This is a genomic window from Paenibacillus sp. y28, assembly GCF_037137075.1.
In the GTDB taxonomy this organism is placed as follows: domain Bacteria; phylum Bacillota; class Bacilli; order Paenibacillales; family NBRC-103111; genus JBBBNV01.
Genome location: NZ_JBBBNV010000023.1, coordinates 21,091 through 33,177, shown reverse-complemented (window position 1 = coordinate 33,177; position 12,087 = coordinate 21,091). Strand labels below are relative to the sequence as shown.

Below are 12,087 nucleotides of genomic sequence, written 5' to 3'. Positions count from 1 at the left end.
GCAGACTGATTTGAATCATGGCATTCTAATCAGGTCATGCATCGCGTGGTTTAAGCACAACATCCCCGGCAAGGTCAGCTCCAAGGCTGGCCTTGTACGGGGATGTTTGTATGATTTGATAAACACATTTCAAGCTGCGCTGCATGACGGTTTGGCTGCATTATTGCATGACGCATGACTGTATGACTGTATGACTGTATGAACTGCATGAACTGCATGACTGTATGAACTGCATGAACTGCATGAACTGCATTAGCGTCCGGTCGGCCGCTTGTTATGGCTAATCCAGACCCCAGCTGTGGTTCCGGTTCCTGTAACGGATGCGTCATTGTGTTTCGCTGCATGACGGCGGTCGGTCGACCACTCAAGCCGTGAATCCATGAACGCCAAAAAGGCCGTCCCGACAACAGAATAATCTGCTATCATGGAACAGCCCCTTGATTGTAAGTTTAAAGCATGTAAAGGCTTCTGCTTACGCTTGAAGTCCGTTCAGCTGTTTCGCCAAGCGGGATTTTTTGCGAGCAGCAGCGTTTTTATGAATAAGCCCTTTGGTTGCGGCTTTATCCAGCTTCTTGGAAGCAAGCACGAGGGCTTCTTTTGCGGACTCAAGGTTACCGGAGCCTGCTGCTGTTTCGAACGACTTCACGGCCGTACGGAGCGCGGATTTCTGCGAAGCGTTACGAAGACGACGGGATTCGTTCGTTTTCGTCCGTTTAATCGCGGATTTAATGTTTGGCATTGCATTCACCTCCTACTAGCAAGTACATACACGGTCTTACGACAACTTTAAATATTCTAACATGCGCCCTACCAAAATGCAATACCGGAAACCTTTTGTTTCGGCGGATAAGCCTTGGAATAGCGGCCCCCCTTTTTTGGCACAATACGGGAAGACGAACGATTCGCCAAGTCTGACCATTTCAGTTGAAAAGGGGAGCGAGCAATGACGGATTTAACGATGTACTCCGTGCGTACCGATTTGGCGCTGGAAGCGCGCGATATGGCGGTGGCATCCCGCAGCAAGGCGGGTATGCCCGGGAATGCAATGCCAAACCAGCTGCCGGGCGTTGACAGTGAGACATCCGAAGAGGACGGCATTCTGATTACCCGTCTCCATGTGAAGGATGAAGAGGGAGCGCGCGCGATCGGGAAGCTGATGGGCCGCTATATTACGATCGAGGTGCCGGGCCTGCGCATCAAGGATAGCGATTTGCAGGATCGGGTCGCCACCCGGCTGGCGCAGGAATTCTCGTCGTTTCTGGAAAGAATCGGAACGAAGGCGGATGCCAAGGTGCTTATTATCGGGCTGGGCAACTGGAATGTAACCCCCGATGCGCTGGGGCCGATGGTGGTGGAGAATGTGATGGTTACCCGCCACTACTTCGAGCTGATGCCGGATCAGGTTTCCGACGGCTACCGTCAGGTAAGCGCCGTTGCGCCGGGAGTGCTGGGAACGACGGGGATTGAGACCAGTGAAATCGTACAGGGCATTGTGGATCGGACGAAGCCGGATTTGGTCATCGCCATCGATGCCCTGGCTTCCAAGGCGCTGGAGCGTGTCAACACGACCATTCAGATTGCCGACACGGGCATCCATCCGGGCTCAGGGGTTGGAAACAAGCGCAAGGGGCTAACGCTGCAGGCGCTGGGCGTGCCTGTTATTGCGATTGGCGTGCCTACCGTGGTGTACGCTTCCACGATCGTGGGCAGCACGATTGATCTGATGAAGCGGCATTTGCAGCAGCATACGCAAAATACCGGCGCCATTCTCGGTTTACTGGATGGCATGTCGGAGCAGGAGCGGCTGGGGATGGTCAAAGAGGTGCTTGACCCGCTCGGGCATGATTTGCTGGTGACGCCCAAGGATATCGATCAGTTCATTGAGGATATGGCCAACATCATTGCCAGCGGATTGAATGCGGCCCTTCATCAGGCCGTGGATCAGGATAACGTGGCGGCCTATACCCATTAGACGCTACTCGCGCAGCGTATAGTGAAACCGAATGGTCAAGCGCTCCCGGCCGGGAGCGGGCTTGGCCTCTTTTTTCTCTATAGCTGTTCTAGCGAACTCCGCAAGTTCATAGAGTAGAACTAGATAGAATGCTGCTCTACTTTACGACACAAACGGCGGAGGATAGCCTATGAAATGGTTCGAGAATGACGATGCGGCACATGACGGGTTCCGGCTTGGCGAGATGACCAAGCTGCTGCGCTTGTTCGTCACGGTGACAGCGGGAACGATGATGTTTATGACGGTTCTGGGCATGGCCGGGGTGCTGCAGCGGCAAATCCCGGAGAAACGGATGCCGTCGATGCAGGGGATGGCGGCGGTGATGTCCAGCCGCATGTTTATGGATATTTTGGCGATGGAGGTGCCTCATTTGGGACAGGCGCCCGAAGCATCGGTGTTTTCCTTCCGCAATACGGCGCACTTCCTGCTGCAGCTGTCCACCGGCATGCGGCCGGGTGACCCCAAAAGCTGGCTGGCAGGCGAAATGACCGGCCTGCGATCGGACAGCTCCGTGCTGCTGTATCCGGGCAAAGGCACGGTGATGGGGGAGGACCCCGCTGACTATACGCCGCCCTCGCAGGTGCTGCAGCCGGAAGGGCTTCCGCCGACGGCAACAGCGGAAATTAACGGCAGGGCAACGGCAGTAGACGCGGCAGGAGCCCAGGCCGGGGAAGCCACGTCCAAGCCCGGAGCGGCGGAGGCTGGCAAGGGGCCTGCCATTTTTATCTACCACTCCCACAACCGGGAATCCTTCCTGCCGGAGCTGAAGGATCAGGGGATTACGAGCCCGGATTTGGCCTTCGATCCGAAAATCAACGTAACACAGGTCGGCAAGCGGCTGAGCGACAAGCTGAACGAGCTCGGAATTGGAACCTTGCATTCGGATGCAGACTATCCGACGCTGGAAAAAGGGTTCAATTACGCCAAATCCTACGCCTACTCCTACAAAACGGTGAAGGAGGCTTTTGCCCAGCATCCGGACCTGCAGATGGTGTTTGATCTTCATCGTGACTCGCTTGGACGTAAACAGACGACGGTTCATATTGACGGCAAGGATTATGCCCAGGTATATTTTGTGGTCGGCAAACGAAATCCGAATTGGGAGAAAAACTCTGAATTCGCGTCCCAGCTTCACAAGCGGCTGGAGGAGACGCACCCCGGCATCTCGAAGGGAATTTACGGGAAAGCGTCTAACGGGAATGCGGAGTACAACCAGTCGATGTCGCCAAACAGCATTCTGATAGAAGTGGGCGGGCCGTACAGCACGATGGAGGAAATGAACCGGACTGCCGATGTGCTGGCCGAAGTGATTGCCGAGCTGTACCGGAACGCCCGGAAGGTGTCCGCCCCGGGGGATGGCGCGGCAAAGCGGTAGCTTTTGGTGGAGATTCCGAGCGGCATGGTCCAGTTGTGAACAAATGGTATATAGCGTCCTATGATGGAGGGTACATCCTATGAGCAGGTTTTATTGGCGGTTCGCCGGCGCAGTGCTGCTGCTGGCCTTTGGCATCGCTTTCGGTGTGGAGCTGGCTTCACGAGGCACCGAGCGTATTCACGGACCGCTGCCCGCAGCGGCGGGCAGTACCGGAGCTTTGGATGCCCGCTCAGGCGGGGCCCAGGCGGCTGCCGTCCGGACCGCAGCAGGGGAGCAGGCCGGAGCAGGGCGAACAAAGGCGGCAGAGCAGGGGAAAGCCAAGGCAGCCGATTCGAAGTCCGATGCGGCATCCTCCGCCCGCCCCAGAGTGACCGAGGACCCGCTCATTAACCGCATCACGAACAAGATTGGCGAGCTGCTGCAAATGGCAGCCTATCACGGAGTGCGGCTCGTTGTGTCCTGGCTGGAAGGGCTGCTGTAACATCGTGCGGGCATGTTTTTGATGTACCCGGGACATGCTGCGGCAGCGTGCTGCTTTTATCCGCTCGGGCAAGGCCGGACTACATCCGCATCGCCCGTCACTTCACCGCATTCCACATGCCCGGCTTCAGCAGGCGGAGGCCGAATTGGTTCTTGAATTTTGACAGGCTTTATGTTTCAATTGGGCATGTAAGCATTAAGCATGTGCAGGAACTTATTCTTCAATACTTAAATATGGACAACAAATCAGGTGCCCTTGCTTAGGCAAGGGGTAACAGGGAATCGGGTGAGAATCCCGAACGGTCCCGCCACTGTAATTGGGGAGCTTGCTTTTTAACATGGTCACTCGGGGAAAGCCCGGGGAAGACGAAGCATAGCGCTGATCCACAAGTCAGGAGACCTACCTGGTTTGAAGCACCCACGTGCCTTCGCGGAAAAGGAGAGGTGTACAAGCATGAAGCGGCCATCTACGAAGGATGGGGCCGTCTTCTATTTGTGCGTATCCTGAACCAATCCAAGCCGCGGATTGGTTTTTTGCTATGTCCCGCCTGTCTATGCCGCAGTCATTTTTATTCATTCAGGAGGTTAGAGCATGTCATTGAAAAAAGCAATGCACACGCTGCTGCTCGTTTCAGGCTTCACCCTGTACTTCATGCTGAACGAGCCGCAGTCCGCCCGCGCCATGCATATTATGGAAGGCTTTCTTCCGGTAGGCTGGGCGATTTTTTGGTGGGTCGTCTTTATCCCGTTTTTTATTCTCGGCTTGCGCGCGATCGCTAGAATTACAAAGGAAACGCCGGAGCTCAAAATGATGCTCGGGCTGGCAGGCGCCTTCACGTTTGTGTTGTCCGCGCTGAAAATTCCGTCGGTTACCGGCAGCAGCTCGCATCCGACCGGAACCGGGCTTGGAGCTGTGATGTTCGGTCCGCTGCCGATGAGCGTGCTCGGCTCCATCGTTCTGCTGTTCCAAGCGGTGCTGCTCGCCCATGGCGGAGTGACCACGCTGGGCGCCAATGCATTTTCTATGGCGGTCGCGGGTCCTGTGGCCGGCTTCTTTGTATATAAAACGCTGATGAAAGCTACGGGCAAGCAGCTTCTTGCGATTTTTGCGGCGGCGATGCTCGCGGATTTGTCCACTTACGTTGTGACCTCGGTTCAGCTTGCGCTTGCTTTTCCTGCTGAGGTGGGCGGCTTTGCGGCATCCTTTGCCAAGTTTGGCGGCATCTTCGCGATTACGCAGATTCCGCTGGCGATTAGTGAAGGGCTGCTGACGGTCCTGATCTGGAACTGGCTGCAATCCTTCAGCACACAGGAATTGTCGCTGCTGCAGCGCAAAATGAAAGGGGCCGATCAATCATGAAACGAAGCACCCAAAATGTGCTGATTCTTCTCGGGGTTATCCTGCTGGCGGTGCTGCCGCTGCTGCTGGTGGATGCGGAATTCGGCGGGGCCGACGGCGCTGCGGAGGAAATGATTCAGACGCTTCATCCGTCCTATGAGCCGTGGTTTTCGCCCTTTTTTGAGCTGCCGTCGGAGACGGAAAGTATGCTGTTTGCGCTGCAGGCGGCGCTTGGGGCCGGCTTTATCGGCTACGTGCTGGGGCTGTTCAGAGGCAGATCGGGCAAAACGAAGCCCCAATGATGCAGCGCATCGATACGATATCGTACACCAACAAGCTGCGAGCCGTTTCTCCTTTGTGGAAAAGCGGGCTCGCAGCGCTGTTGTTTGTGCTGGCTTATGCGGCGCACCCGGTGGTGCAGCTGGCGATTGGCGCATGGATGTCCCTCTGGATTATCGGATATGCCCGTATCCCGGCGCGGTTTTATTTGATGCTTCTGGGAAGCTCCTGCTTGTTCTATATGGCCAGTCTGCCGGCGCTGCTTGTGCAGCTGACTCCGGCCGGGCAGGCCGCGGACGGGGCTTCCCTGCTGATTCAGTACACCGCAGGCGGCTGGACGGCTTATGTTACGGAGTCCGGGCTGGAGACTGCGCTGACGCTGCTTGTCCGGATTGCGGCCTGCCTGTCCTGTATGTTCTTCGTTACGCTGACAACGCCGATGCCGGATCTGTTTCAAGTGATGGGCAAGCTGAAGCTGCCGCCGCTGCTGCTGGAGCTGATGCTGATTATGTACCGCTTTATATTCCTGCTGTCGCAGACGGCGAGGGATATGTATACGGCCCAGCGGGCCCGGGGCGGCCAAGCCGGGTTTAAAGGCAGGCTGAACGATACGGCGCTGCTTATTGTGCGAATATTCGGCAAGACGATGCAGCGGTACCGGGGCTTGTCCTTCGGCTTAATGGCCAGGGGCTTCACAGGCGACATCCGGATGGCACCGTACGAGCCGAAGGGGATTTCCTTCCGCTATAAGGCGGAAAGCGGCGCAGGCGTCTTGCTTTTGCTCCTGCTGGAGCTGTGGTTGCGATGGAGGGGATAAGATGAATGAACGCGCGAAGGCGGACAACATGGATTTTTTGACGGAGGGCACTCATCCGATTGTGGAGGCGGAGTCTGTCGTCTTCAGCTATCCCGGCGCCGCGAACGCGGCGTTAAACGGGTTGACGCTGCGTATCCCGGCCGGCTGCAGAACGGCCATTTGCGGCCATAACGGATCGGGCAAATCAACATTTTTCCTGCACGCCCTCGGCCTGCACCGGCCATCCTCCGGCCGTCTGCTGTGGAAGGGGACGGAGCTGTCCTACCAGGCCAAGCAGCTTAAGAAGCTGCGCCAGCAGGTGGGGCTTGTGTTCCAGGACCCGGAGCAGCAGTTAATTTTGAACACGCCCGGGGAAGATGTTTCTTATGGTCTGCGTAATGCCGGCGTGGCGGAGGCGGATATTCGGCACAGGGTGAAGCAGGTGCTCAATGCCATGGGGCTGGACCGCCTGACGGATACGCCGCTGCACCACTTAAGCCTCGGCCAGAAAAAAAGAGTCGCCCTGGCCGGTGTTTTGGCGCTGGAGCCGGAGCTGCTGCTGCTGGACGAGCCGACGGCTTACTTGGATCGGGGCTCGGAGCGCCAGCTAATGGAGGAGCTGGATCGGGTACACAAGAGCGGCATTACCGTCGTGATGGCGACCCATGACATGAATTTGGCCTATGCCTGGGCAGACTGGATCCTGGTTATGGATCAGGGGCGGTGCGTCATGGCGGGCACGCCGGAGCAGGTGTTTCGGAATGAGGCTGCGATTACGGCGCTGGGGCTGGAGCTGCCGATGCTGCTTGAGCTGTGGCAGGCGCTGCCCGAACAGGTGAGAGAGCATTCGGCTCCACCCCGGACGGTGGAGGAAATGAAGCGGTATTTGAACCGCCTTCCCTTTGCCGGGACATAGAGGATGATCATTGCCTGGCATGCTTATCCGGCTGCATGGAGCAAAGGCAGCAATACTAGGTGTTGCATAAAAATATAAATATGTGTATTATTATTCATTGTAACCTAGATAGACCAAAACAACCGCATAGCGTGGAAATAGGTGCTTTGGCGCAGCAGCCAAGGCTTAAAAGGGAAGTCCGGTGCAACACCGGCGCGGTCCCGCCACTGTAACAGAGGAGCTTGCCGCAAGGAAATGCCACTGGTCCGTCGGACTGGGAAGGTTTGCGACATGCGAGGATTCTGGAGCCAGGAGACCTGCCTATTTTGACAACACTGCAGTACCTACGGGAGATAGGGAGGTGTTAAAGATGGGAGCTACTGATCGACAGACCAGCAGGCATCTTTACCTTTATTTTCTATGGGGTAAATGATGTCTTTTTTTGTTTTCTATTTTAGATTTAGGCAATAGATGACAAGAAACTGAACCAATCCATGGGAGGCTGGGTAAAAATGAAAAGCAGTCATTTGGGGTATCCGCGCATTGGCGCAAACAGACAGTGGAAAAAGGCGCTGGAGCAGTTCTGGGCAGGCAAGCTGCCGGAGGATGAATTCGTCCGGGAGGTTACGGCCATTCGGCTGGACAATCTGAAGGTGCAGCAGGACAAAGGCATCGAGCTTATTCCGGTCGGAGATTTCTCTTTGTATGACCATGTGCTGGACACGGCCGTCATGTTCGGTATCGTTCCGAAGCGCTTTGCCTATGAGGGCGGTCCGGTTCCGCTGGCCACCTATTTTGCCATGGCCCGCGGGAACAAGGAGGCGGCTGCCTGCGAGATGACCAAATGGTTCAACACCAACTATCACTATATCGTTCCCGAGCTGAATGATACGGTACCGGTCTTGACCGAGAACCGCCCGCTGGCGGCCTACCGGGAAGCCAGGCAGCAGCTTGGCATTGAAGGCAAGCCGGTTATCCTCGGGCCGCTGACGTTTGTGAAGCTGTCCAAAGGCTACGGCAGCACGCCGGTGGCTGAGGTGGTTGCCACATTCATCCCGCTGTATGCACAGCTGCTGCAGGAGCTGGAATCGGAGGGCGTTCAGTGGGTTCAGGTGGATGAACCGATTTTATCCACAACCGTCACAGCCGGGGATGTGGAGCTGCTGAATAAAGTGTACACGGAGCTGAAGCAGGCGGCACCGAAGCTGAGCTTGCTGCTGCAAACATACTTTGATGCGGTCGATTATTACGAGCAGGTCATCGCTCTTCCGGTACAGGGAATCGGACTGGATTTCCTGCATGATCGCGGGCGGAACCTGAAGCAGCTTCAAAAGCACGGCTTCCCGCAGGATAAGGTTCTGGCAGCCGGGCTGATTGACGGAAGAAACATTTGGCGGGCCGATTTGGATGAGGCGATCAGGCTTGCCGGTCGTTTGGCGGCGTTCGTTCCAGCTGACCGGCTCATTGTGCAGCCGTCCTCCAGCCTGCTTCATGTCCCGGTCTCGACCCGGTCGGAGACCGATTTGGACCCTGTCTTGAAGGATGCGCTTGCCTTCGCGGAAGAAAAGCTGGAGGAGCTTGCGGTATTGAAGCAGGCCTTGGAGAACGGGCCGGAAGCCGTATCCGGACAGCTGGCCTCAAGCCGGGAAGCCCGCAGGCAGCTTAATGCATCTCCGGAGCGGAACCGGACCGCGATTCAGCAGGCGATTGCACAAATTACGAAGCAGAAGTTCGGCCGCGCGCTTCCGTTTGCCGACCGCCGACCGCTGCAGCAGGCCCAATGGCAGCTCCCGCTGCTGCCGACAACCACTATCGGCAGCTTCCCGCAAACCGCAGAGGTGCGTCAGGCTCGCCAAAAATGGAGAAAAGGCGAATGGAGCGAATCGCAGTACAGCGAGTTCATTGAAGCCCAAATCCGGACCTGGATTGAATTACAGGAACAGCTCGGTATTGACGTGCTCGTCCACGGCGAATTCGAGCGGACGGACATGGTGGAGTTTTTCGGGGAGAAGCTGGCGGGCTTTGCTTTTACAAGAAACGGCTGGGTACAGTCCTACGGCTCCCGCTGCGTCAAGCCGCCTGTCATTTATGGGGATGTGGCTTTTACCGCCCCGATGACGGTCACGGAAAGCGTATTTGCGCAGTCCTTGACCAAGAAGCCGGTGAAGGGCATGCTGACCGGTCCGGTGACGATTCTGAACTGGTCGTTCGTGCGGGATGACTTGTCCCGCGAGCAGGTGGCCTACCAGATTGCCTTGGCGCTGCGCGCCGAGGTGGAAGCGCTGGAGCAGGCAGGCATCGAAATGATTCAGGTCGATGAGCCGGCCGTCCGCGAAGGGCTGCCGCTGAAGCAGCAGGATAAGGAGGCTTACATTCAGTGGGCTGTCGATGCTTTCCGTCTGTCTACCTCCACCGTCAAGGATACGACACAAATTCACACTCACATGTGCTATTGCGAGTTCCATGACATGATTGGGGCTATCTCGGACATGGATGCCGACGTCATTTCCATTGAAACCTCGCGCAGCCATGGAGAGCTGATTCACAGCTTTGAGGAAACGGTGTACGGCAAAGGCATTGGCCTTGGCGTATATGATATCCACAGCCCGCGCGTGCCTGCTGTCGAAGAAATGGTCTCGATGATCGACCGTTCCCTTCGCGTGCTGGACCCGAGCCTGTTCTGGATTAACCCGGACTGCGGCCTGAAAACACGCGGCATGGACGAAACCGTCAAATCCTTGCGCAACATGGTGCAGGCTGCCGAAGCGGTCAGGGCGAAGCTGCAATAAGCAACAGTGCATTACCGCAGATGTCCGCGCCATACGCCGGAAGCTGCTTCATTATGAAGTTGAACGACAAATGAGGCGACCGCGGGCGGTTATTCTTGCCGCAGCCGGTCTTTACCAAACGCTGCAGGGCGCTCATCCTTTCCAAAAATAGTACAGCAACCCCCGGGACTGCGATAAAATCGCGTTTCCGGAGAGGTTGCTTTTTTTGATTTGCGGAAATGACAGGAGATAGGGAGAAGACGGAAAGCCCTATTTCGAGTTTGAACTCCAAAAATGGAACATTCCACCTATTCCCGTTTGACCCCCAAAGCGCAGCGGTCTATCCCGAATGGTATGAAAGATACCGTACCGCATCCAGGCACAGACCGGGAACAGCGAGAAGGAGCGTGTGTATGTTTAAAAGGTTTGAACAACGATACGGGGTAGATTTGGGCACATCCAATACACTTATTTATCAGCACGGCCAGGGCATTGTGCTGGCGGAGCCGTCTGTGGTGGCTATCCGCCGGGATACCGGGGAGCTGCAGGCATTTGGCGAGGAAGCGTATGCGATGATCGGAAGAACTCCTGCGAACATAGAGGTGATGTACCCGTTAAAGGACGGCGTCGTTGCTAATTTCGACATCGCGTCCGCCATGCTGAAGCATTTTATCGGCAAAATACAAGGACGGGCCAGCTGGTTCGGCAGCTCCCAGGTGTTCGTCTCCGTCCGCTGCGGCATGACCAATGTGCAGAAACGCGCCGTCGAGGAAATGGTCGTGCACAAGAAAGTCAAGAAGCTGACCACGGTGGAGGAGCCGCTCGCGGCTGCGATTGGAGCAGGGCTGCCTGTCGCAGATCCTATCGGGAGCATGGTGGTGGATATCGGCGGCGGGACGAGCCAGGTGGCCCTGATAGCCTTGGGCGGCATTGTGGTCAGCCAATATATTCCGGTTGGCGGCATGTCTCTGGATCAGGACATCATCGAATATGTGAAGCGGACCTATAATCTGGTCATTGGCGAGCGTACTGCGGAGGAGATCAAGAAAAATATGGCTTCGGCGATTTGGCCGGAAGCGGAGGTGCGGATGGATGTCCGCGGGAATGATCTGGTTGAAGGCTTGCCGAAGACGATATCGATTACGGCTTTGGAGATTTACGAGATACTCAATCACTTTACGATTGCGATTGTAGAGAGTGTCCGGCGTACGATGGAGCAGTGCCCCCCGGAGCTGGCGGGGGATGTGATGGAGCAGGGAATTTTGCTGTGCGGCGGCGGGGCGCTGCTGTACGGGCTGGATCAGCGGCTGCAAAGTGAACTCGGTGTCCCGGTTCTTGTTGCCGAGCAGCCGATGGAATGCATTGCGCAAGGGGCCGGGAAAATGCTCGGCTACAAGGCGGAACGAGCCGCATCCGCCGGCTCTGCAAGAAAATCCTCCTATCCGCCGGAGGCGAATGACGTTTTGGAGCAAGCCGGAGCCAATTCCTAGAAGGCCGGTATCAGCAAAAATAGAAGCGAAAAGGCAGGAACAGTATGGAGCGGGGAAAAAAGCCGCATCCCTGCCGGACACTTTAAGAGACAGCAGCTGCAACCTTAAGTAGAGGTAGCACGTTATGTAAAGAGAGTGCTTTTTCTAGATTTTTCTTGCAAATTTATTATATTATTCCACAAGTCAGGCGTAAGGAGGACAGCATGGTGAAAAAAGCAGTGCTTGCTGCACTTTTGCTTATCCTGAGCATTGCGGCCGGGTGCAGTCCGAAAGAAGCTTTACAGCAGGATTCCGCTGCGCCTAACATCAATCTTCAAATCAGCAAGCCGGACGGTCGGGATGACAAAAGTGTTCAGCTGCTCAAGGAGCCGAAGGTGGTGGAGGCGGTTATGAATATGCTGCAGCAGGTTCCCTGGGAAAACACAAAAATTTTAATGTCCCGGCTGCCGGATTACAAAATTACAACCGTCGGCACCGAGCATCCCGACTCCTACGAGTCGTTGACAATTGGCGTATGGGTCTCTTCCGGCCAGGCTGCAATTGAGGTATTGATCGAGGGGCATAACAAGTACGGGAAAATGAGCAAATTGGACAGCGAGAAGCTGCTCGCAATTCTTTCGGCCGCAGGAAGCCGTGAATAAAGAAACCGGCCGG

Annotated in this window: 12 protein-coding genes and 2 riboswitches; of the genes, 10 read left to right on the top strand and 2 right to left on the bottom strand. The window is 56.1% G+C overall.

The genetic code is table 11. The features are described from left to right. Window positions 1-252: 252 nt before the first annotated feature. Both WBG83_RS16975 and rpsT read right to left on the bottom strand, forming a co-directional pair. A complete protein-coding gene (locus tag WBG83_RS16975; protein WP_336746428.1) occupies window positions 253-426 on the bottom strand; it encodes a hypothetical protein in 174 nt (57 codons plus the stop codon). 46 nt (window positions 427-472) lie between these two features. Beyond that, on the bottom strand, window positions 473-739 hold the full coding sequence (gene rpsT / locus WBG83_RS16970) for a 30S ribosomal protein S20 (protein ID WP_336746427.1): 267 nt from the start codon (window positions 737-739) through the stop codon (window positions 473-475). Window positions 740-943: 204 nt separating this feature from the next. Between rpsT and gpr the strand changes: the two genes are divergently transcribed. From gpr to WBG83_RS16920, 10 genes are all read left to right on the top strand, one after another. Beyond that, a complete protein-coding gene (gene gpr / locus WBG83_RS16965; protein ID WP_336746426.1) occupies window positions 944-1,972 on the top strand; it encodes a GPR endopeptidase in 1,029 nt (342 codons plus the stop codon). 169 nt (window positions 1,973-2,141) lie between these two features. Continuing rightward, the gene (spoIIP, locus tag WBG83_RS16960) at window positions 2,142-3,386 is read left to right on the top strand and encodes a stage II sporulation protein P (protein ID WP_336746424.1); all 1,245 of its coding nucleotides are present in this window, start codon (window positions 2,142-2,144) and stop codon (window positions 3,384-3,386) included. A gap of 79 nt (window positions 3,387-3,465) precedes the next feature. After that, entirely contained in the window at window positions 3,466-3,867 is a 402-nt protein-coding gene (locus WBG83_RS16955; protein ID WP_336746423.1) for a hypothetical protein, read from the top strand. 230 nt (window positions 3,868-4,097) lie between these two features. Further along, window positions 4,098-4,288, top strand: a riboswitch (cobalamin riboswitch). Window positions 4,289-4,458: 170 nt separating this feature from the next. Beyond that, window positions 4,459-5,226, top strand: coding sequence for an energy-coupling factor ABC transporter permease (locus WBG83_RS16950; RefSeq protein WP_336746422.1), 768 nt, complete (start codon window positions 4,459-4,461; stop codon window positions 5,224-5,226). Next, the gene (locus tag WBG83_RS16945) at window positions 5,223-5,507 is read left to right on the top strand and encodes an energy-coupling factor ABC transporter substrate-binding protein (protein ID WP_336746421.1); all 285 of its coding nucleotides are present in this window, start codon (window positions 5,223-5,225) and stop codon (window positions 5,505-5,507) included. The genes WBG83_RS16950 and WBG83_RS16945 overlap by 4 nt, the downstream gene beginning before the upstream one ends. Continuing rightward, window positions 5,504-6,301, top strand: coding sequence for a cobalt ECF transporter T component CbiQ (cbiQ, locus tag WBG83_RS16940; RefSeq protein ID WP_336746420.1), 798 nt, complete (start codon window positions 5,504-5,506; stop codon window positions 6,299-6,301). The genes WBG83_RS16945 and cbiQ overlap by 4 nt, the downstream gene beginning before the upstream one ends. A gap of 1 nt (window position 6,302) precedes the next feature. Then, the gene (locus WBG83_RS16935) at window positions 6,303-7,196 is read left to right on the top strand and encodes an energy-coupling factor ABC transporter ATP-binding protein (RefSeq protein WP_336746418.1); all 894 of its coding nucleotides are present in this window, start codon (window positions 6,303-6,305) and stop codon (window positions 7,194-7,196) included. 122 nt (window positions 7,197-7,318) lie between these two features. Beyond that, window positions 7,319-7,514, top strand: a riboswitch (cobalamin riboswitch). 173 nt (window positions 7,515-7,687) lie between these two features. Further along, complete coding sequence (gene metE, locus WBG83_RS16930; RefSeq protein ID WP_336746417.1) at window positions 7,688-9,964, top strand: 5-methyltetrahydropteroyltriglutamate--homocysteine S-methyltransferase; 2,277 nt, start codon at window positions 7,688-7,690, stop codon at window positions 9,962-9,964. A 392-nt stretch (window positions 9,965-10,356) separates the two neighbouring features. Next, window positions 10,357-11,433 (top strand): rod shape-determining protein, encoded by a 1,077-nt coding sequence (locus WBG83_RS16925; RefSeq protein WP_336746415.1) that lies wholly within the window; start codon window positions 10,357-10,359, stop codon window positions 11,431-11,433. A 203-nt stretch (window positions 11,434-11,636) separates the two neighbouring features. Continuing rightward, window positions 11,637-12,074 carry a hypothetical protein gene (locus WBG83_RS16920; RefSeq protein WP_336746414.1) on the top strand — a complete coding sequence of 146 codons (438 nt, stop codon included), beginning with the start codon at window positions 11,637-11,639 and terminating at the stop codon, window positions 12,072-12,074. Window positions 12,075-12,087: the final 13 nt, after the last annotated feature.

What these genes read in the sequence shown, in the direction of transcription:
- WBG83_RS16975 (WP_336746428.1), bottom strand. Translation starts at nt 426, where the DNA reads ATGATAGCAGATTATTCTGTTGTCGGGACGGCCTTTTTGGCGTTCATG.
- rpsT (WP_336746427.1), bottom strand. Translation starts at nt 739, where the DNA reads ATGCCAAACATTAAATCCGCGATTAAACGGACGAAAACGAACGAATCC.
- gpr (WP_336746426.1), top strand. Translation starts at nt 944, where the DNA reads ATGACGGATTTAACGATGTACTCCGTGCGTACCGATTTGGCGCTGGAA.
- spoIIP (WP_336746424.1), top strand. Translation starts at nt 2,142, where the DNA reads ATGAAATGGTTCGAGAATGACGATGCGGCACATGACGGGTTCCGGCTT.
- WBG83_RS16955 (WP_336746423.1), top strand. Translation starts at nt 3,466, where the DNA reads ATGAGCAGGTTTTATTGGCGGTTCGCCGGCGCAGTGCTGCTGCTGGCC.
- WBG83_RS16950 (WP_336746422.1), top strand. Translation starts at nt 4,459, where the DNA reads ATGTCATTGAAAAAAGCAATGCACACGCTGCTGCTCGTTTCAGGCTTC.
- WBG83_RS16945 (WP_336746421.1), top strand. Translation starts at nt 5,223, where the DNA reads ATGAAACGAAGCACCCAAAATGTGCTGATTCTTCTCGGGGTTATCCTG.
- cbiQ (WP_336746420.1), top strand. Translation starts at nt 5,504, where the DNA reads ATGATGCAGCGCATCGATACGATATCGTACACCAACAAGCTGCGAGCC.
- WBG83_RS16935 (WP_336746418.1), top strand. Translation starts at nt 6,303, where the DNA reads ATGAATGAACGCGCGAAGGCGGACAACATGGATTTTTTGACGGAGGGC.
- metE (WP_336746417.1), top strand. Translation starts at nt 7,688, where the DNA reads ATGAAAAGCAGTCATTTGGGGTATCCGCGCATTGGCGCAAACAGACAG.
- WBG83_RS16925 (WP_336746415.1), top strand. Translation starts at nt 10,357, where the DNA reads ATGTTTAAAAGGTTTGAACAACGATACGGGGTAGATTTGGGCACATCC.
- WBG83_RS16920 (WP_336746414.1), top strand. Translation starts at nt 11,637, where the DNA reads ATGGTGAAAAAAGCAGTGCTTGCTGCACTTTTGCTTATCCTGAGCATT.